This is a genomic window from Christensenella massiliensis (assembly GCF_040409835.1).
Classification (GTDB): Bacteria; Bacillota; Clostridia; order Christensenellales; family Christensenellaceae; genus Christensenella; species Christensenella massiliensis.
The window spans coordinates 1800157-1820805 of the sequence record NZ_CP117826.1; the positions used below are offsets into that span (position 1 = coordinate 1800157).

A 20649-nucleotide genomic window follows, 5' to 3' on the forward strand; every position below is an offset into this window, starting at 1 on the left:
AGATGGCTACTTTAAACAAACGCACAAACGTAGAATTGGATCGTTCGGTTTTGGAACATAAGTTGGATCCAAAAAAATTCTTTCTACAGTGGGAATGGCTGCTCGTTATCATATTGGTCGTCATACTAATCATCAATGGCTCGATATCGGATTATTTCCGCGGAACACAAGTATTGGACGCGACGATGAATTTTATGGACAAAGGCTTCATGGTTCTGGCAATGGTCTTTGTTATCCTGCTGGGAGAGATAGATATCTCGGTTGGATCAACCGCAGCTTTGTGCTCCGTCATTATGGCAATAGCTTATAATGCAGGAATGCCGATGGAGCTTTCAATGGTACTCTGTCTTGCAGTAGGCCTTGGGTGCGGTTATATAAACGGGATTCTGATTGCAAAATGCAAGGAACTTCCCTCCATGATTATCACATTGGCAACGATGACGATTTATCGCGGAATCGCTTATATCATACTGGAAGATCAAGCCTCAGGAGGCTTTCCGGAATGGTTCCAGTATTTAAGCTGGGGATATGTTGGGCCGATTCCATTTTCACTGCTAATGTTTATTATCCTTGCCGCAGTTTTTGGGTTGCTGCTGCATAAAAGCGTATTTGGGCGGCAGGTTTATGCAATGGGAAACAATGAGACAACAAGCAGATATTCCGGAATCAAGGTAAATCGTAATAAAATTATTATTTTTACGCTTATGGGTCTTATGGCGGGCGCATGTGCACTGTTTCTTACATCCCGCATGGCATCTACGAGGCCAAATGTAGCGCAGGGCTATGAACTGGACGTTATTGCCATGGTTGTGCTAGGCGGCGTATCGACAGCAGGGGGAAAAGGAAATATGCTTGGAGCGATTCTTGCGGTATTTATCGTAGGATATCTGAGATATGGTCTTGGGCTTATCAATATTTCGGCACAGGTTATGATGATTATCATCGGCCTTCTGCTGATTGGATCAGTATTGGCCTCCAATTTTTTACTTAACAAACCGAAAGCCCTGCCGAAAAAATAAAATAATTTTTCCATACAAATGGAAAAATGAGAATAATATGATTAACGAGGAGGAAAAAATGAAAAAATGGATGACGGTAGTATGTTTGTTAATCGTCGCGGCGTTTGTCTTTGCAGCTTGCGCTCCGGCGGCGGAAACAGCTTCGCAGGTGCCGGAAAGCAGCACGGAGTCAGGAGAAGCAAGCGCTGAGAGCAGTACGGAGGCTTCCGCAGGCACGGAAACGACGGGCAGCGGTAAACATGCGATAGTGTTCAAAAATACGGGAAACCCGTATGGCGAGAAAGAAATGGAAGGCTTTGAAAATGCGGTTAAGGAAGCCGGACAGGAAGCAATTTTAAGGGCGCCGGATCAGCCGACGGCGGAAGGCCAGATTCAGATCATCGAAGAACTGATCGCGCAGGGGGTTGATTCTATTACCGTAGTTGCGAATGATCCTGATGCCCTGCAGCCGGCTTTGACAAAAGCGATGCAGGCGGGGATTAAAGTGATTGCAGTCGATTCCGGTGTAAACGCGCAGTCGAGAGAGTTGTTCGTAAACCAGGCCGGTTCGGAACTTATCGGACAGGCCCTGATGGACGCGGCATACGATATGTGCAGCGGCTCCGGCGAATTTGCGATCCTTTCAGCGACGAGCCAGGCAACAAATCAGAATGCATGGATTGAGGCGCTTCAGAAAATCATGGAAAGCGATGAGAAATATAAAGATATGGAGCTTGTAAAGGTTGCTTACGGTGACGATCTGCGTGACAAATCCGTATCTGAGACGGAAGCGTTGCTTCAGTCCTATCCTGACTTGAAATGTATCGTGGCGCCTACGACAGTTGGAATCGCTGCGGCGGGCAAGGTTCTGACGGATAAAAATTTGGGCGGCAAAGTTGCTCTGACGGGTCTTGGACTTCCGTCCGAAATGGCTGAGTATATCGACAATGGAGTCTGCGAATATATGTTCCTGTGGAATCCGTTGGATCTCGGATATCTTGCGGGATATACGGCGATGGCGCTGACCGACGGCACGATCACGGGAGCAACCGGCGACAAATTTGAAGCAGGAACACTTGGCGAATATACGGTTGTGGATGCGAGCGACGGCGGCACGGAAATTATCCTTGGGCCTCCTTTCCGGTTTGATTCAAGTAATATTGCTGAATGGAAAGATGTATACTAAATTCAGTATATTACAGATGGCCCAAAAATAAATGGAAGGCAGTCTGCGGAAGATCTGCAGGCTGCCTTTTAAGCATAAGCAAAATCGGGAATACACGAAAAAATGAATTGAAAAACGTGAAGCAACCTTATCGGCGCTTTCCTGTACTCCGAATCATAACGAATGTTTCTGCCGGAACTGGAGAGGCGTCATCCCGACGATTTTTTTGAATGTATTAATGAAATAACCAACAGTCTGGAACCCTGCGCTTTCCGCGATTTCATAAACGTTCATATTGGTGCATCTAAGTAGCTTTTTCGCATGGTTGATGCGCGTCATACGGAGATAATTATTTGGTGTAAAGCCGGTATATTTTTTGAATTCTTTAAGAAAATGAAATTTACTGATCGTTAAAGTTTCGGCAAAATAATCCAGACTCAAATTGTCCTTAAAATGGGTGTCGATCTCTTTAATCGCTTCTTGAATGTATTCGGGAATACTATTTTTCACGGGATAAGCAACCCCGGATTGGATCAGGATTTCAGTCAGAAGCTCTGTAATAAGTTTGGAACTGATTAATTCCGAATAAATGCTTCTTTCTTGGTTGATTTGAATCAGCTCGGCTAAATAATGATAGACCCGCTCCATGGTACCGACATGGATAACAGGTGTCTTTTGCCTTAGGAATTGTTGGTAATAACTTTGTGCGACAATGCCGTTGAATTGAATCCATATCATGTCCCAACGCGCCGAACCATGGGGACGCAGAGAATGATACTCCATACAATCTACGAAAAATAAATCTCCGGGTCGCAAACGGTAGATATTATTTTGATACCGATAGCTGCTCTCGCCGGCTAACGTAAGCATCACAAGAAAAGATGCAATGCCCTCATGCTCTGTATAATAATTAGAGAAACATTGGAACATTCCAATCTCCTGCACATAGAAAAACGCTTCTCGTGCCAACTCGCTGGGGGTATTAATAATCCAGATAGAATCCTCAGACCAATCTTTTGTATAATTTTTGGTTAAGGTGTGTATTTTATCATGATCCATTTTTATTACCGCAAAATATTGTAATAAGCTCACAATTTAAATAATTGATAAGAGATTTATACTTGATATAATAACATTATAAAGTAAAATATTGATTAGTTCAAGGGGTTTTCATAAAAAACTGTCAATTTTGCACAACGAAAAAGCAACGCTTTAGAAATAGCAATAAAGTGTAATATTTCTGATACCCAAAAATGAAGGAGGAGAAAAAATGGATATCAAAGAAGTAAAGAAAAAAGGCAAAGTTGGGCTCATGGTATGTGGGCATAAAGAGTATTGGCCGCAGTTTCCGGGCATGAAAGAGCAGTTCATAAAAAATGCTGCGGATTTTAAAAAGCTGCTTGAATCCCAGGGCGTAGAGGTTGTTGCCTATACAAATGCGGCAGGAGACTTTATTGTAGATACTACGGAAGACGGCTATCAAGCGGGACTTATGTTTAAGGCGGAAGACATAGACCTTCTCTTTCAATTTAACTGCGCATACGTTGCTTCCGGCAGATATGTACAGGGCATAAAAGCGGCAGGATGCCCGGTTGTTATCGTAGGATATCAAATGTCTCTTGATGTTTCCAAGGCGACTACATATTGGACGCACGCAGGCGGCGGCGCCTGCCCGCTTCCGGAAGCCTACAATGCCCTGACACGCAGTGGGATCGAACCGGTCGGTCTTGAATACGGACATTATCTTATTCCCGACTTTGATGCCCGCTTTACCAAAAATATTTCTGAATGGTGCCGCGTCGCAACCGCTCTCAGATGCATGAAAGGATCAATCTTCGGACACCTTGGCCACACATACGAAGGAATGCTTGACATGAATTTTGACCCCACAACGATAGAACGCACATTCGGCATCCATGTCAAAATGGTAGAAATGTGCGAGTTTGTGGATTATGTACATTCGGCGACGGATAAAGAAGTAAAAGATAAAATAAAAATGATAAGGGATACATTTGAATTTATGGATCCAAGCTATGATCCCACGACAAGAAAGATTCTGGACGAAGACCTCGACTGGACGGCTCGTGTTTCTGTCGGCATGGATAAGCTAGTATCCAACAACAACCTTTCCGGAGTTGCTTACTATTACGAAGGGCTTAACAACGAATACGAAAAAGTTGCGTGCAGTATGATAATAGGCAATTCGCTCCTTGTTTCCGCAGGAATTCCTTTTGCGGGCGAATCCGATATGAAAACATGTGTCGCTATGTATATTACAAGCTGTCTGGGCTGCGGCGGTTCGTTTGCGGAATTTTGCCCCACCATATTTGAAGAAAAAATACAGATGGTCGGCCATGATGGCCCGCACGATATCCGCATCAGCGACGGCAAACCGCAGATGCGCGCGCTTACAACTTTTCACGGCAAAAAAGGCGAAGGCCTTTCGGTAGATTTCAGCCTGAAAGAAGGCCCCATAACAATGCTTGGCCTTTCCAGCGACATTGACGGGAATTACTCTTTCTCAGTTGCCGAAGGCGAAAGCCAGAAAGGACCGAAACCAGCAAATGGCAACACTATGACACGCGGATATTTCGGCGAAGGAGATATTGGCGCGTTCGTAGAGGACTGGTCCAGCTCGGGCATCAACCATCATTTCTCTCTAAGCATAGGACACAATGCTTCCGTTTTGAAGAAGCTCGCAAAGACACTGAATATTCCATTTAAACAAGTTCGCTAAAAAGCAAAAAACAGCGATTCCAAAATCGTATATGTACGGATAATAGACAAGATCAAGGCCGTCCATTAGTGCACTGAACTCCCAAGCAGGAAAAAATAAAGGGAAATCGTAGGATAGCTTAACCTACTGAAACAGACGCTGTTTTCCGAACTGCGTCTGTTTCGCCTCTCATTTTGCCTGCTCTATACGCTGGATTTTTTTCGATGCCCATTTTGGAATGCCAGTTTACGATGCAACGGTATCCTTTTTATACCTGCTCTATTTTTTCGGCGGGGATCCATATTCTGCAAGCGCCTTTTCGTAGGCCGCTTTTGTACGTTCGTCAAAGCAGACCATCGTGACGCTCATATCCGGGTGCTCCCGCAGGAAGCCGCAGACCGTTTCCGTAGCAATGCGCGCCGCCCGCTCCAGCGGGAAGCGGTAGACGCCCGTGCTGATGGAGGGGAAAGCGACGGTTTTCGCACCGTTTTCCGCCGCAAGCCGCAGGCTGCTCCAGTAGCTGGACGCGAGCAGCTCGTCCTCGCCCGCATTCCCGCCCCGCCAGACCGGGCCGGGCGTATGGATGACATACCGCGCGGGCAGGCGGTAGCCCTTGGTTATTTTTGCTTCTCCGGTCCGGCAGCCGTGAAGCGTGCGGCATTCGCGGAGCAGCTCCGGCCCGGCAGCGCGGTGGATGGCGCCGTCTACGCCTCCTCCGCCGAGAAGAGAGGTGTTCGCCGCGTTGACGATCGCGTCCGCATGCTGTGTCGTGATATCTCCTGAAATGATTGTATAGCCCATGATTCCCTCCTTACAGGCCGGCCCGCGCCATTCCATACGGTATTCTTCCTCGCCGGTGGCCTCCTCTTTGCCGAAAGACCGCTTCTCAAAGCCGCTGCGTTCATAGAACCGCACCGCCCTCCTGTTTTTTTGGTATACATACAGGGTAAGATACGGCTTTCTCTGCCTGACATGCTCCAAAAGAGCGGCACCGACCCCGCGGGACCGCGCGCCGGAGCGGACAAAAAGCCCCTCGATGCAGCAGCCGTTCATGCCGATGAAGCCCTCGATATGGCCGCTGTTCTCATAAATGAAAACCTCGGCCTGCGGCAGCGCGCGCCGCACCGCTTCAAGGCTGCCCAGCCAATATTCCGCGGGAATGAAGCTGTGTGCCTCCAGATTTGCGGAAAGCCAGATGCCGCAAAGCTCCGCACCGTCAGCTTCTTTCATTTTTCGGATCATGCCTTTTTCCTTTCTATAGGCAAAGATAACACAAATGGCGGAGGAGATTCAACCGCAAACGATAATTTGCTGAAAAAAAGAGCGCGCTGTGGTAAAATAGATGGGAAATCATAAGATAAGGAGTATGTTTCCATGATCGTTGAACCGAAGGTAAGAGGTTTTATCTGCACGACGGCGCACCCTGTGGGGTGCCGGGAAAACGTGCGGCGGCAAATAGAATATGTCAGGAAAAAAGCCCGGACAGGCGGCCCGAAGCGTGTGCTCGTGGTGGGCAGTTCTACGGGCTATGGCCTTGCATCGCGCATCGAGCTTGCGTTTTCGTCCGGCGCGGCGACGCTCGGCGTGATGTTCGAGCGTCCGGCAAGCGGCAAGCGCACGGCTTCGGCAGGGTGGTATAACACAGCCGCATTCGAGGAATTCGCGCATGCGGACGGGCTGTACGCAAAGACCATCAACGGCGACGCTTTTTCACGCGAAGTAAAGGAACAGGCCGCGGCGGTGATCGCGGAGGATATGGGGCAGGTGGACATGGTGGTATACAGCCTCGCGGCGCCCCGGCGCACCCTCGCGGACGGCACGAAGGTGTCTTCTGTGCTCAAAACGACCGGAGAGGATTATACGAACAAGAACATAGACCTCGCGGCGCGCAAAATTACGGAAGTGACGGTCACACCCGCGACAGAGCAGGAAATCGCGGACACGGTGAAGGTGATGGGCGGAGAGGACTGGAAGGACTGGATCTCCCTGCTGTCCGAAAAGGGCCTGCTCGCCCCGGACGCGGTGACGCTCGCGTATTCCTACCTTGGGCCGGAGCTTACGCACCCGATGTATATGGACGGCTCGATCGGCCGGGCAAAGGAGCATTTGTTTCAGACCTCGCGGGAAATTACGCAGGAATTTCCGGGCGTTGCGGCCTATATCTCCGTCAACAAGGCGCTGGTCACGCAGTCGTCTGCGGCGATCCCGATCGTTCCGCTGTATATCTCGATCCTTTACAGGGTGATGAAGGAAAAGGGAACGCACGAGGGCTGTATCGAGCAGATGCACCGCCTGTTTGCGGAAAAGCTGCCCGCGCTTCAGACGGACGAGCGCGGCATGCTGCGCCTTGACGACTGGGAGATGGAGCCGGACGTGCAGGAGGCCGTTCTTCGCGCGTGGAACGAGATCACAGATGAGAATCTCGGCGAGCTGGCGGACGTGGACGGCTATTGGGAGGATTTTTACCAGATGTTCGGCTTCCGTATGGACGGCGTGGACTATGCCGCGGATGTGGAAGTAAATGTACCGGTCGAAAGTATTTAAGAAAAGAGGGAGATCAAAATGCTGGTCCTGATCGACAATGCAAATTTAAAAGAAATAGAAGCGCTCTACAACGATTATCCGTACGACGGAGTCACGACGAATCCGTCTATCCTGATGAAAGAGCACAAGAATCCGTTCAAGGTGTTAAAGGATATCCGGTCATTTTTGCCGGACGATTCCATGCTGCATGCGCAGGTGGTGTCTGAAACGACGGAAAAAATGGTGGAGGAAGCGCATTTTATGCTGCACGAGATACGGGATGACCTTTTTATCAAGGTGCCCGTAACGACGGACGGCCTGCGGGCGATCCACATTTTAAAGCAGGAGGGCGTCAACGTCACGGCAACCGCAATTTATACGGCGATGCAGGCGTTCATGGCTGCCAAAGCGGGCGCGCGGTATACTGCGCCGTATGTCAACCGGCTCGACAACATGGGCGCGGACGGCGTGCAGGTGGCGAAGGATATCCACGATATGTTCCGCGTACACAATATGGAGGCGGACGTGCTTGCCGCAAGCTTCAAAAATTCCCAGCAGATCTTGAACCTGTGCAAGCACGGCATCGGCTCGGTCACGGCTGCGCCGGACGTTCTGCGCGCGCTGACCTATCACGACGCGACGTTCACCGCGGAGGAAAATTTCACGCATGATTTTTATTCGCTGCTCAACGAGGTGGAGGGAACGCATTTAAAGTAGCGGCTCTCCCGGCGCAAAAGCGCAACGGCGGATGCCGCATACGTCATGGAAAAGGGGCGCTTTTTGCGGTATGCCGTTCATGCGGGAGCAGCAGGAAAGCGCTGCTGAAGGGGACCGAGCGCCGGTCCCTTTTGTTATGGGAAAAAACAGGCAGGAAGAAAGACGGAATGGGAATTTGAAAAACGGGACCGGCATGAGAAAGAGCAGGAAAGCGAGGTGCGGGAACGGCGGCGGAAAGCAGAGAGGCGGGAGACGAATACGGCCTTTTAGGCCGTATTTTTACCGACAGGACTTCTTCCCCGCAATATTCCGTTCCCGCATCATCCGTCTGCTGCGGCCGCAAAGAAATACAGCCGCAGAAAAATTTTTCGGGGAAGAAAATAAGGGGGAGGACGCATAGGAAAAGCCTCTGTAAAAACATTCGCGGCCCTATGGAATAAACTAAATGTAGTATATATGTATCAAAACAAACACGATATATAGTGGACGAAGCGATTTGTTTATGGTATAATAAGCCCCGGCACGAACAAATTGGAGGAGAAAGCGGTATGCAGGTCATCAAAAGAGACGGCAGCTCTGTGGATTACGACAGGAGCAAGATCGCGGTCGCGATCCGCAAGGCGAACGCCGAGGTAGAAGAGAGCGAAAAAATATCGGAAGACAAAATAGACGCGATCATCGAGAGCATCGAGAAGAAAAACCGTCCGCGCATGCTGGTAGAGGATATTCAGGATATCATCGAGCAGAAGCTGATGGACGAAAAAAAATTCGTCCTTGCCAAGACCTATATCATTTACCGGTATACGCGCGCGCTGGTGCGGAAGGCCAACACGACGGACGATTCTATCCTGAGCCTTATCAAAAACAGCAACAAGGACGTGATGGAGGAAAACTCCAACAAAAACGCGGTCGTCGCGGCGACGCAGCGCGACCTCATCGCCGGAGAGGTATCAAAGGACCTCACGCGGCGGGTACTGCTGCCCGAAAAGATCTCCAAGGCGCACGACGAGGGCGTTTTGCATTTCCACGACGCGGACTATTTTTTGCAGCCCATTTTCAACTGCTGCCTGATCGACATCGGGAACATGCTGGATAATGGCACGGTGATGAACGGCAAGCTGATTGAAAGCCCAAAGAGCTTTCAGGTCGCGTGTACGGTGATGACGCAGATCATCGCTTCCGTGGCCAGCAGCCAGTATGGCGGGCAGTCTGTGGACGTGCGGCATCTCGGCAAATACCTGCGCCGCAGCAGGGATAAATTCCGCGCGCGCTTCCGCAGCATCATGGGGCCGGACGCACCGGAGGAGATCATTGAAAAGCTGACGGACGAGCGTCTGCGCTCGGAGCTGCGGGGCGGCGTGCAGACCATTCAGTATCAGATCAATACACTGATGACGACCAACGGGCAGTCCCCGTTCGTCACGCTGTTTCTGAATCTTAACAAGGACGACGAATACCTTGCGGAAAACGCGATGATCGTGGAGGAGATCCTGCGCCAGCGCCTCGAAGGAATCAAGAACGTGAAGGGGGTCTATGTGACGCCCGCGTTCCCTAAGCTCGTTTATGTTCTGGACGAGCACAACTGCCTCAAGGGCGGGAAATACGACTATATCACCAAGCTGGCAGTAAAATGCTCCGCCAAACGTCTTTACCCGGATTATATCTCCGCGAAAAAGATGCGCGAGCACTATGAGGGCAACGTATTCAGCCCAATGGGCTGCCGCAGCTTCCTCACGCCGTGGAAGGACGAAAACGGCCGCTATAAATTTGAAGGGCGCTTCAATCAAGGCGTTGTGAGCCTCAATCTGCCGCAGATCGGCATCCTTGCCAAGGGCGACGAGAAAAAATTCTGGGAGCTGATGGACGAACGGCTGGAGCTGTGCCGCGAGGCGCTGATGTGCCGTCACCGCGCGCTGCTCGGAACAACGTCGGACGTGAGTCCCGTACATTGGCAGTACGGCGCGATCGCACGGCTCGCGCCGGGCGAAAAGATCGATCCGTTCCTCAAGGACGGCTATTCCACGATTTCCCTCGGCTATATCGGGCTTTATGAGGTCACCAAGCTGATGAAGGGCGAGAGCCACACTACGCCGCGCGGGCAGGAATTCGCTATGCAGGTGATGAACCGCATGCGCGCGGCCTGCGACCGCTGGAAAGCGGAGACGGGGATCGGCTTCGGGCTGTATGGAAGTCCGGCGGAATCCCTCTGCTACCGCTTCGCGCGCATCGATAAGGAGCGCTTCGGCACCATCGAGGATGTGACGGATAAGGGTTATTACACCAATTCCTATCATGTGGACGTGCGGGAGCGGATCGACGCGTTCAGCAAGTTCGATTTCGAGAGCAGGTTCCAGACCATCTCGTCGGGCGGGGCGATCTCCTATGTCGAGATCCCCAACATGCGCCATAATCTGGAGGCGCTGGAGGAGGTCATCAAATATATTTATGACAACATCCAGTATGCGGAGTTTAATACGAAATCCGATTACTGCCACGTCTGCGGCTTCGACGGGGAGATCATCATCAACGACGACAATGAATGGGAATGCCCGAACTGCGGAAACAAGGACCATACCAAAATGAACGTTACGCGGCGCACCTGCGGGTATCTTGGCGAGAATTTCTGGAATGTGGGCAAAACCAAAGAGATCAAAGCCCGCGTGCTGCACCTGTAAGCCATGTATTACGCGGATATCAAGCAATATGACGTTGCAAACGGCCCGGGCGTGCGGGTGTCGCTTTTTGTGAGCGGGTGCAGGCACCGCTGCAAGGACTGCTTTAACCCGGAAACGTGGGATTTCCATTACGGAAAGGAATTCACAAGGGAAACGGAGGAGACCGTCCTTTCCTATCTCGCGCCCTCCTATGTCAGAGGGCTGACGCTGCTCGGCGGCGACCCGCTGGAGCCGGAAAACAGAAAGGCGCTGCTGCCGCTGATGCGCCGGGTGCGGACGGAATATCCCGAAAAGGACGTATGGTGCTTCACCGGTTATGATTTCGAGCGCGACATTCTGGGCGCGTGGGGAGGCGACGCGGACATGAAAGAGCTGCTTTCCTATCTTCATGTGCTCGTGGACGGAGAATTTGTAGCGGCGCTGAAAAACGTCAGCCTCCGGTTCAAGGGCTCGGAGAACCAGAGAACCATTTTGGTGCCCGAATCCCTCGCGGCGGGGAGAACGGTATTGTGGAACGAGAATCAGGAATAAGGAGAAACATACAAATGCCAAAGCAGAAAATCAATATCAAAAAGCTGGACAAAAAAGCGGTTATTCCGACGTATGGCTCGGAATATTCCGCGGGTGCGGACCTTTATGCATGCCTCGGGGAGGAGGTCGTGATCGCTCCGGGCGAGACGAAGATGATACACACCGGGATCGCGATGGAGATACCGGTCGGATATGCGGGGCTGATTTACGCGCGCAGCGGTCTTGCGTCAAAGCGCGGGCTCGCGCCCGCCAACAAGGTGGGCGTGGTGGACAGCGACTACCGCGGGGAATTCATGGTGGCGCTGCACAACCATTCGGGCGAGCCGCAGACGGTACAGCCGGGCGAGCGGATCGCACAAATGGTCGTGACGCCCGTTCTTGCGGTCTCGTTCCATGAGGTGGAAGAGCTGGAGGAAACGGAGCGGGGCGGCGGAGGCTTCGGCTCCACGGGCCGGTGAGGGTTTGCCGGGGCGGACGAAAAAGAGGACAGACGGCGGTATGGCGCACACGCGCTATGCCGCTTTTTTGTGTTTTCCAGCCGCTCTACCGCAGCGAAACCGCGGCTCGACTGATGGTCGGTTGAGGAAAACAGGGCGCGGGGGTATACTGAAAGCAGAAAAAGCAGGAGGTATGAGCATGAAACGAAAGACGCTTGGGGCGACGATCGCTGAATTGCGAAAAAAACAGGGGATGACACAGCTTGAGCTGGCGGAGAAGATGTGCGTGACGGATAAGGCGGTCTCCAAATGGGAGCGGGGAGTTTCCCATAGTTAAAGATACCACACTAATCCCACGCTGACTTTTGCTCAACCGATACAGCCGGAGGGCTGGATAACAAGAAAAGGCGGTATGCGCCCCGTGGAGGGGTAGCATACTGCCTTTTCTTGTAGGGGTTTCCAAAGGGGGCCGCAGTCCCCTTTGGCACACGACTTTGCTTGCAAAGTGTAGTGTGTTATACCTGCTGGCGTGGCTGACGGGGAAAACGGGGTGCGGTGCTGTTTGCGCCCCGCTTTCTCCGTCAGGAAAACAGGCTGACTTTTTGTGAATGGGAATGAACAAAAAACGAGCTGGTTTCAGAGAACGGCGGCAGGTATATGAAGCCCCCGTCCTCCGTCCTACTCTCCGACTTGTAGACAAAATGTCCCGAAGTTGTGGCCACACTCCCGGAAAAGTAGCAGGACAGCGGGCAACCGTCAAGGCTGAAATGAACGGGTTAACACCCGGCCTTGACTGTCTCCCGCCGCCCCGCTGAATGGTTGGACAAGGCGGCCAATCCCTCAAAGTGCTTGGCCGCTCTTTTTCTGATTTTGAGTGTTTCTTCTCTCAAAATAGAAATGGGCGGGAAGCCATTTTAGGGCTTTCCCGCCTTGATTACCTTTTAGCAAAGGCGGGCGGTGCTGTCAACGGCGGCGCATGAAATGCGCCGTTCATCTTGACCGTTGACTGTCCCGGCTGGCTTTGCTATTTTATGATGCCAGCCACATATCAACACAAGTTTGGATTCCAGAACGCCAGTTGTTTTCATCAGTTGCTTTTTCACATAGCATAATGGCGTAATCAAGGAAACGTCGAATGTCTTTTGGCTCTGGCTGAGTTTCGTAATTGTACGAATTCTCAATAAGACGCATGAACTGGTCTAATTCTAACGGGATAATTTTAGACTTCCCGCCATAAAGCGCAATAGGAAGATGGTTTAATCCATAAAAATGGGCTAAAGTCGCTGCGTTGATTGTTGGGGCAATAAAAAGACAGTAGGTTTCTTTTCCGCTTTTCTTTTTTAATTGTCCGTAATGTCGTGCGACGGGCTCTCCTTCTGATTCATACTGGCGTTGACCGGACTGTAATGTCACTTCTACGGATAGGGCAAAATCATCATAGTCACATTCAATATCCGGCATATTTCCAGCCGCAGTAGACAATGGTTGTCCGGCATCATCAAAATTGAAGTTGCCTTTTATATTTCCACCGTCAAGCATTGTCATAGCTCGCCATGTGTTATACTCAAACATCAAAGGAGCGTCATAATATTCATCGGCAATAATTTCGTTGAATGTGTCTATGATTTCCGAGTACAGGGCATAGGACTTTATCTCAGCAACTTGCTCATGAATAACAGCATCTTTGTGCTGTTTAACTATATCGTCGCGTAAATCTTTTAGTTCTTCAATAGTTTTACCAGCTAATTCTCGTCTTGTAAAAGAACCAATACGCATAAGGACATCAACAATATTGGCTTCATTATCTGTATAGAGAACGGGAGAGTTAGCAGAAAACAAATATGCCTTGTAAGCATTTACATCATCAATATAAACAGGGTCACGTGATACTGTCGAAAGGATAAAATCCACTTCGACAATCTTATCCTCAAAAATCGATATAGACCGACTTTTGTGTGAAATGGCGATTAGTCCAGTATATCTCAAATATCTGAAGCAAGCATCTGCATAATCTCTCATATTGCTTTTTTGCGTAGCAATAAATTTTTTGAGGCTGGCATCGTTAGTCTCTCTTGTTCTCGTTTTACCAGCCGCAATCCTATCTTTATGTATTTCTAATATTGCGTTTTCCCATATATCGTTAACAAAACGCTTGTATTGCCCTCTGTTTTGAGATTTTTCTTCTCTGAATCGCAAAATAGAATCTCTTATCGCTTCAAATTTGTGATAATCTGTCATTTGAACGGCAAATATTTTGAATTCATCAAAAGTAATATATTCTAATTCTCGAACCAATCGTAAAATTTCAAGATAAGGTCGAATATAAAAAGTCCCTACGATATTTCTGTTCTCCGAATGATATGGAGAAGGTAACTGAAACTTTAGTAACTGCCGTAAAAATATCTCCTGTGGGCGTTTCCCGTTAATGAAAGAATCCCCTGCGTCAGTTAAAGCTACGCAGGGATTTAGATCGATAAAACCTAAAGCCTTTGGTGCTCGATTGATACGATCTCGAGCACTAAAAGCCTTATCAGACGGCGATCCTTTTCCTTCAAAAAAATCACTTTGAGCCAATTCGTCTATAAATTCCTCTTGGGTTAGTTTATTCCATGGCTTTCCTGAAAACCTTTCAGACAAAAGTTTTATTTCAGGAATCATCTTAGCAGGTGTCCTCGGTGAAGTAGTAAAGAACAGCAGTTTATTATCAATTCTTGCCACAACGACACCTCCTGTTAATAATTTTTAACGATGATGTGCATTTTATCGTTGTTAAATCGATTTTTTATATTGACTGAGTAGTTCTTATAATACTCATCAAATATATACTCTCCATACAATTCTTCGGTTAAGGGCGTTTTCCCTATTACCATTAGAGCACGACACGGCAAATTTCTAAAATCGGCAGCTAAACGTCTATGTTCTGCCTCATCGAAACCGTTCATCATATCAATATTGCCATAATCATTGAAAACGCAGTCATACGGCGGGTCAAGGAAGATAAAATCATCAGCCTCGGCCATATTGAATATATCATTGTAATCAAGATTAAACAATTCCGCTCTTTGTAACAATTCGCTATGTTGTTGTGTTACTAATTTGGTATTGAGATTTGGATAACGGCCAAACGGAACATTATATTCTCCGTTGTTATTATAGCGAATCATTCCAGAATATGCCGTTTTATTGATGAAGAAGTATAAAACTCCATCTAAATAGGTATCGTCAGGGTGGTTAAACAACTCCCTCATACGATAATATAGATCTTCATTTCCGTTGGGAACTCTCTCATCAGGGGTCAATGCTTTTAATCTCTTAAATTCTGCTTGGTTAGCTTCGTATAATTGTTGAAGTGTATCAAGCTGTGTGCGCATGGTTGAATAGTCATCTCTCAACTGCTGATAAAAAGTCATTAACCTCGTATTTGCGTCATTGATAATCGCATTATCGGGTTCAAGATAAAAGAAAACAGCTCCGCCACCAAAAAAAGGCTCGATATAGCGGTTAAAATCGTCTGGTATATATTGAAGAAAGCGGGGAATTTCCCTCGATTTTCCTCCACGATATTTCAAAACCGGGTTCATCAGTACACCTCGCTTTCTAAAGTTTGAAAAAGTAATCAAAATAACCCATCTTCATTGTACCACACAAAACTAACCGCTACAACCGATGTTTCTATTTTTCCGCCTGCTCAATCATCTTTTTGGCTAACTGCTGGAACAGGGCGGCGGTTTCTTTGTCCATTGGAGCAAGCTTTCCGATCTGTCCGATAATCATTGCCGTTACATCATCAACAGAAATCGGTTTTCGTTTCTGCTCCGCCAGTGCGTCCCTCATGGCTTGGAATATAGCGGCGGTCACAGCTTCCCCCGGCTGTGCTCCGTTTTCCATATCTTTCTTAATATCCCGCAGGATGGCAAGGAACATACTCTTGATTTTCTCAATCTCCGCTTCATGTTCCCCCAACTTCTGGGAGTTCAAAAGCTGTAAATCCTGCCTTGCTTTCGCCCGATGTTCCGGGTGTTCTTTCATCAAGTCAGACAGGGAAGCCGTTGCCATCTCGATAATCTGGTTTCGTGCCATTATCCCGTTTGCCGCCGTGTCGTGAAAATAAATCCGTATCAAATCTATCAGTTTGGGGAAATTCCTGTGTTCCAACAAACGATTGAGTATTTGTACATCAACAGCACCCGTCACAAGCCCCCTCACGGCGCCCTCGGACAAGCCTAATTCAGAAATATCGTAGCTTTTACGGACGCTCACGGTGGACAAGCCCAGTATGTAGTCTGTCGATACCTGAAATTCCTTTGCCACACCTATGAGAATATCACTGCTGACTGTTCTCGTTTCGCCGCTGACAATGCGGCTCAACTGGGAAGCGGAAACGCCTATCTTCTCCGCAAGTTCCTTTTGCGTGATGTGGTTCCCGTTGCATAAATCGGAAATCCGCTGTCCGGGGGTTCCGGGTAAAGCCATAGATACGCACCTCCTCCGCATACTTCCATTATACAGAATGATTGCAAAAATGCAATTTTCAAAGTGTAAACTTCATCAAAATGCAATTCTCGCAAAATTCCGGGGATTGCATTTTTTTCGTGTAGACTTAGGGTAGTTCATCGATGGACAGCACCTTGAAAACCAAATGACCGTCCGAAAAGGAATACCCCGGCTGGGGAAGTACCGCAAGGAGCCGTACTTCTGGACACTTTGTCCAGAGGTAACTTCGGGACAAGTTGTCCCGAAGTTATGGGGAGCGTGCCAACGCCGGAACACGCCGCAGGAATGGGGCAGGAAGCCTTTTCGGGGAAAACGGCAGCGGAAAGCAAAACGGAGGGAACGCATGAAAAATAATCCCTACAAAGACTTGCCGTCGCTGGAATGCAGGCCGGACGGTTCCCTTTACCACATGACCCCGGCGCAGCGGAAACGGGCAAGCGCCCTAATACGCCGGGAGTGCTGTTGCTGTGAGGACGGCAACTGCATTGCCCTTGACGATGGGGACACCTGCACCTGCCCGCAGACGGTTTCTTTCTCGGTCTGCTGCAAGTGGTTCCGCTGGGCAGTCTTGCCGCTGGACGGGGCGTTGGAAGCAGAGATTTTCCGGGATAAGGACTTGAAACGCTGTGCAGTCTGCGGCGGCGTGTTCGTCCCCAAATCCAACCGGGCTAAATACTGCCCCGGCTGTGCCGCCAGAGTTCACAGGCGGCAGAAAACAGAAAGTGAACGGAAAAGGAGGTCTTGTGTGGACAGTTAGGAGCGAAAAAAGCCTTGATTTATCAGGCTTCGCAAGCCCCAAACCGGGGCGGGTGGTATAAATTATCGCCCACCCCGGAAAACAGGCTTCTAACCGTCCACAAAACACGCTATGACAAACACGATTTACATTCATCAGCCGGAACAGGCGTTCAGCTTCACCCGGCTCCCCAATTTTCTCTTTGAAGCACCTACATTCAAGCCCCTGTCCAATGAGGCAAAGCTGCTGTATGCCTTTATCCTGCGCCGGACGGAGTTATCCCGGAAAAATGGGTGGGCGGACGAGTATGGGCGGATTTATCTGTATTATCCCATTTGCGAGGTGGTTGACCTGCTCCGCTGTGGGCGGCAAAAGGCGGTGAATACCCTGCGGGAACTGCAATACGCCGAGCTGATAGAGATCCAGAAGCAGGGCTGTGGAAAACCCAATCGCATTTACCCAAAATACTATGAAGCGGTTCCAAACACCGACTTCAAGAAATTCGGTTATGGTACGCCGGAGGGCTGAAAACCGTGCCCATGAAGTACGGAAATCACCCGTGAGAAGTACGGAAACCGGACGGTATATAGAAATACAAAGATTAAAAGATTGATTTAGATTCTATCCGTTCCAATCTTATCCGAGCTATTTCCGGCGGGATTTTCCCTGTGGAAAACCCCGGATGGGAAAGGAATGGGGAAAGGAGTTTCATGGCACAACACGCAATCTTGCGTTTTGAGAAGCACAAGGGCAACCCGGCAAGGCCGCTGGAAGCCCATCACGAACGCCAGAAAGAACAGTACGCCAGCAACCCCGACATTGACACAGCTAAAAGCAAGTACAACTTCCATATCGTCAAGCCGGAGGGACGCTATTACCACTTCATTCAGAGCCGTATCGAGCAGGCCGGGTGCCGGACGAGAAAAGACAGCACCCGGTTTGTCGATACCCTGATAACTGCCAGCCCGGAGTTTTTCAAGGGGAAATCCCCAAAGGAAATACAGGCATTTTTCCAGCGGGCGGCGGATTTCCTCATTGACCGGGTAGGCCGGGAAAATATCGTGTCGGCGGTGGTACACATGGACGAGAAAACGCCCCACCTGCATTTGACCTTTGTGCCGCTGACAAAGGACAACCGTCTGTGCGCCAAAGAAATCATCGGCAACCGGGCAAACCTGACGAAGTGGCAGGACGATTTTCACGCTTACATGGTGGAAAAATACCCGGATTTGGAGCGTGGGGAGAGCGCCAGCAAAACAGGTCGGAAGCACATTCCCACCCGGCTGTTCAAACAGGCGGTTTCCCTCTCCAAACAGGCCAGAGCCATTGAAGCCGCCCTTGACGGCATAAACCCGCTGAACGCCGGAAAGAAAAAGGAAGAAGCCCTCTCCATGCTGAAAAAATGGTTTCCGCAGATGGAGAACTTCTCCGGGCAGCTGAAAAAATACAAGGTCACGATCAAAGACCTTTTGGAAGAAAATCAAAAGCTGGAATCAAGGGCAAAGGCCAGTGAAAGCGGCAAGATGAAAGACCGCATGGAACGGGCAAAGCTGGAAAGCGAACTGGAAAATATGCAAAGGCTGGTTGACCGTATCCCGCCGGAAGTGCTGGCGGAGCTGAAACGGCAGCAGCGAACAAGAGGGAGGTAAACGCTATGAACAGAAATTCAAGCTGCATGATGAAAAATAATCATACGGAGGACACTGGATGGTAAAAAGCGAAAGCGACATTATTGATACAATACACACCGGACAGGTCATTACTGACGAGAACGGCACACAGTATTTTGTATGTGGGAAAAACCGTATCAAAATCTCCGAACATTTTGCCGCTGGCGGTCGTCCGATTGGCGATCTGATTGTGGATGTCGTCCGGCACACGGCGGCAAGGGCAGCTTCTTCGTGACCCATCGTTGATACACGCCCACGCTTATGATATAATTGCCATAGAGCAAAAGTATTGTAAGCGTGGGTTGTTTCTTTAGAAGGAGGATTTTTACGGTGAAACAACCTTACAATACTACCATTTACAACACGGCTCTTTATATGCGGTTAAGCCGTGACGATGAAAGCTATGGTGACAGCGTAAGCATTGAAACGCAACGGACAATCCTGCAACAGTACGCAAGGGAGCAGGGGCTTCATGTGGTCGGGGAATATGTGGACGATGGGTGGAGTGGGACAAACTTCGAGCGTCCGAGTTTCCAGCGCATGATGGACGATGTGGAAGCCGGAAAAGTAAACTGCATTGTCACCAAAGACCTGTCCCGTTTCGGGCGAGAGCATGTGATGATGGACTACTATCTGGAATTTCTGTTCCCGGAAAAACGGGTGCGGTACATCGCCGTTGCGGAGAATGAGGACACAGAAAAGGGACTGTCCGATTTTGTGCCATTCAAAAACCTGTTCAACGAATGGTTCGCAAAGGACACCAGCCGCAAGGTAAAAACTGCTTTCAAGGCAAAGTTTGCCGCCGGACAGCGTATCAGCGCCTATGCTCCCCTCGGGTACAAGAAGCACCCGGAAATCAAGAACAAGCTGATAATCGACGAGGAAACCCGCTGGATCGTGGAGAAGATTTTTGACCTTGCTATTCACGGCAAAGGGGCGGCCAGCATTACAAGGATATTGATTGCGGAAAAAGTACCGACGCCGGGATTTATCAACTTCCAGCGTGACGGGACTTTCGCCAATATCTATGCTGGCGCACCAGAGGAAAAAGGCTACGCATGGACGATAGCGCAGGTCAAAAGCATTATGAAAGATGAAACCTACATCGGCCATACCATCCACTACCGGGAGACTAATATTTCCTTTAAGAATAAGCGGAGGATACGCAAGCCCCAAAGTGAATGGGTGCGGGTGGAGAACACGCAGGAGCCGATTATCAGCGAACAGGTTTTCCGGCAGGTACAGGAGCAGATCGCAAGCCGCCGGCGGGAACGCAAGAACGGCACGACACAGATTTTTGCAGGACTGATAAAGTGTGCGGACTGCGGCTGGTCGCTGGCCTACGGGGAGAACAGGCAGAACAGCAAGCCCTATGGCTACTACCATTGCAGCAAGAACGGGCAAGGCACACGCCAATGCTCTATGCACTACATCCGCTATGATGTGCTTTACGCCTATGTTCTCTCCCGTCTGCAATACTGGTCAGGGCTGGTACAGCATGATGAAGAACAGCTTTTGAAACGTCTGCTGAATGCCAATGACAAAGGACAGGCCGCCGCAAGAAAAAAGCAGGCCGCTGAACTGAAAAAAGCGGAGAAGCGGAAAGCCGAGGTTGATACCCTGTTTACCCGGATGTATGAGGACTGGGCGGCGGGTCGTATCACGGAATACAACTTCAATATGCTGTCCGGGAAGTACCAAAGCGAACAGGCGGAACTGGCAGAAAAGATTGAACAGCTTCAATCTGCTATTGCCGCTGAAAGCCAGAGTGCCGCAGACGCAGAAAAATGGATTGCCTTGATGAAAGAGTGCGTCAATCCCACGGAACTCACTGCCGAACTCTTGAACACGCTGATTGAAAAAATCCTTGTCCATGAAGCGGTCAAGAACGAGGACGGGAGCCGGGAACAGGAGGTAGAAATCTTCTACCGCTTCATCGGCAAAATTGATTGAATGACACCAATATCTTTAACTATGTGAAACCGAC

General features: G+C 49.6%; 18 protein-coding genes and 2 pseudogenes. 14 read left to right on the forward strand and 6 right to left on the reverse strand.

Annotated features, from left to right (window positions below; translation table 11 throughout):
* The first annotated feature begins 2 nt into the window (after window positions 1-2).
* Both PUP29_RS08670 and rhaS read left to right on the forward strand, forming a co-directional pair.
* Window positions 3-1019: an ABC transporter permease gene (locus PUP29_RS08670; protein WP_353422996.1), complete on the forward strand. Its 1017-nt coding sequence runs from the start codon at window positions 3-5 to the stop codon at window positions 1017-1019.
* 58 nt (window positions 1020-1077) lie between these two features.
* Window positions 1078-2184, forward strand: coding sequence for a rhamnose ABC transporter substrate-binding protein (gene rhaS, locus PUP29_RS08675; RefSeq protein WP_353422997.1), 1107 nt, complete (start codon window positions 1078-1080; stop codon window positions 2182-2184).
* A 153-nt stretch (window positions 2185-2337) separates the two neighbouring features.
* Here rhaS and PUP29_RS08680 read toward each other — a convergent pair whose 3' ends face one another.
* Window positions 2338-3222 (reverse strand): helix-turn-helix transcriptional regulator, encoded by an 885-nt coding sequence (locus PUP29_RS08680; protein WP_353422998.1) that lies wholly within the window; start codon window positions 3220-3222, stop codon window positions 2338-2340.
* 211 nt (window positions 3223-3433) lie between these two features.
* Here PUP29_RS08680 and PUP29_RS08685 point away from each other — a divergent pair, with 211 nt between their 5' ends.
* On the forward strand, window positions 3434-4900 hold the full coding sequence (locus PUP29_RS08685; protein WP_079546242.1) for an L-arabinose isomerase family protein: 1467 nt from the start codon (window positions 3434-3436) through the stop codon (window positions 4898-4900).
* A gap of 258 nt (window positions 4901-5158) precedes the next feature.
* Here the strand turns inward: PUP29_RS08685 and PUP29_RS08690 are convergent, their stop codons facing one another.
* Together PUP29_RS08690 and PUP29_RS08695 are read right to left on the reverse strand one after the other, a co-directional pair.
* Window positions 5159-5680, reverse strand: coding sequence for an O-acetyl-ADP-ribose deacetylase (locus PUP29_RS08690; RefSeq protein ID WP_353424074.1), 522 nt, complete (start codon window positions 5678-5680; stop codon window positions 5159-5161).
* Window positions 5681-5770: 90 nt separating this feature from the next.
* Window positions 5771-6121, reverse strand: a pseudogene (locus PUP29_RS08695) (GNAT family N-acetyltransferase); the annotation flags it as partial.
* Between the two features lie 132 nt (window positions 6122-6253).
* Between PUP29_RS08695 and fabV the strand changes: the two are divergent.
* The 6 genes and pseudogenes from fabV to PUP29_RS08725 all read left to right on the forward strand — a co-directional run.
* Window positions 6254-7423 (forward strand): enoyl-ACP reductase FabV, encoded by a 1170-nt coding sequence (gene fabV / locus PUP29_RS08700; RefSeq protein WP_079546240.1) that lies wholly within the window; start codon window positions 6254-6256, stop codon window positions 7421-7423.
* A gap of 18 nt (window positions 7424-7441) precedes the next feature.
* Window positions 7442-8119 carry a transaldolase family protein gene (locus PUP29_RS08705; RefSeq protein WP_079546239.1) on the forward strand — a complete coding sequence of 226 codons (678 nt, stop codon included), beginning with the start codon at window positions 7442-7444 and terminating at the stop codon, window positions 8117-8119.
* 548 nt (window positions 8120-8667) lie between these two features.
* Complete coding sequence (gene nrdD / locus PUP29_RS08710; RefSeq protein ID WP_353422999.1) at window positions 8668-10794, forward strand: anaerobic ribonucleoside-triphosphate reductase; 2127 nt, start codon at window positions 8668-8670, stop codon at window positions 10792-10794.
* A 3-nt stretch (window positions 10795-10797) separates the two neighbouring features.
* Window positions 10798-11325 (forward strand): anaerobic ribonucleoside-triphosphate reductase activating protein, encoded by a 528-nt coding sequence (gene nrdG, locus PUP29_RS08715; protein ID WP_353423000.1) that lies wholly within the window; start codon window positions 10798-10800, stop codon window positions 11323-11325.
* A 14-nt stretch (window positions 11326-11339) separates the two neighbouring features.
* Window positions 11340-11783 carry a dUTP diphosphatase gene (gene dut, locus PUP29_RS08720; protein ID WP_079546235.1) on the forward strand — a complete coding sequence of 148 codons (444 nt, stop codon included), beginning with the start codon at window positions 11340-11342 and terminating at the stop codon, window positions 11781-11783.
* A 178-nt stretch (window positions 11784-11961) separates the two neighbouring features.
* A pseudogene (locus PUP29_RS08725) lies at window positions 11962-12093 on the forward strand (helix-turn-helix domain-containing protein); the annotation flags it as partial.
* A gap of 698 nt (window positions 12094-12791) precedes the next feature.
* Here the strand turns inward: PUP29_RS08725 and PUP29_RS08730 are convergent.
* The 3 genes from PUP29_RS08730 to PUP29_RS08740 all read right to left on the reverse strand — a co-directional run bounded on the left by PUP29_RS08730 (window position 12792) and on the right by PUP29_RS08740 (window position 16235).
* Window positions 12792-14480, reverse strand: a complete 1689-nt coding sequence (locus tag PUP29_RS08730; protein ID WP_353423001.1) for an AlwI family type II restriction endonuclease — start codon at window positions 14478-14480, stop codon at window positions 12792-12794.
* Window positions 14481-14494: 14 nt separating this feature from the next.
* Entirely contained in the window at window positions 14495-15343 is an 849-nt protein-coding gene (locus tag PUP29_RS08735; RefSeq protein ID WP_353423002.1) for a DNA adenine methylase, read from the reverse strand.
* A 91-nt stretch (window positions 15344-15434) separates the two neighbouring features.
* On the reverse strand, window positions 15435-16235 hold the full coding sequence (locus PUP29_RS08740) for a helix-turn-helix domain-containing protein (RefSeq protein ID WP_353423004.1): 801 nt from the start codon (window positions 16233-16235) through the stop codon (window positions 15435-15437).
* Window positions 16236-16599: 364 nt separating this feature from the next.
* Here PUP29_RS08740 and PUP29_RS08745 point away from each other — a divergent pair, with 364 nt between their 5' ends.
* From PUP29_RS08745 to PUP29_RS08765, 5 genes are all read left to right on the forward strand, one after another.
* The gene (locus PUP29_RS08745) at window positions 16600-17013 is read left to right on the forward strand and encodes a cysteine-rich VLP domain-containing protein (protein WP_353423006.1); all 414 of its coding nucleotides are present in this window, start codon (window positions 16600-16602) and stop codon (window positions 17011-17013) included.
* A gap of 111 nt (window positions 17014-17124) precedes the next feature.
* A complete protein-coding gene (locus PUP29_RS08750) occupies window positions 17125-17520 on the forward strand; it encodes a replication initiator protein A (protein WP_353423007.1) in 396 nt (131 codons plus the stop codon).
* A gap of 182 nt (window positions 17521-17702) precedes the next feature.
* Window positions 17703-18641: a MobV family relaxase gene (gene mobV / locus PUP29_RS08755; protein ID WP_353423008.1), complete on the forward strand. Its 939-nt coding sequence runs from the start codon at window positions 17703-17705 to the stop codon at window positions 18639-18641.
* A 58-nt stretch (window positions 18642-18699) separates the two neighbouring features.
* On the forward strand, window positions 18700-18897 hold the full coding sequence (locus PUP29_RS08760) for a hypothetical protein (RefSeq protein ID WP_032548367.1): 198 nt from the start codon (window positions 18700-18702) through the stop codon (window positions 18895-18897).
* A gap of 140 nt (window positions 18898-19037) precedes the next feature.
* Window positions 19038-20615 carry a recombinase family protein gene (locus PUP29_RS08765; RefSeq protein WP_353424075.1) on the forward strand — a complete coding sequence of 526 codons (1578 nt, stop codon included), beginning with the start codon at window positions 19038-19040 and terminating at the stop codon, window positions 20613-20615.
* Window positions 20616-20649 lie beyond the last annotated feature (34 nt).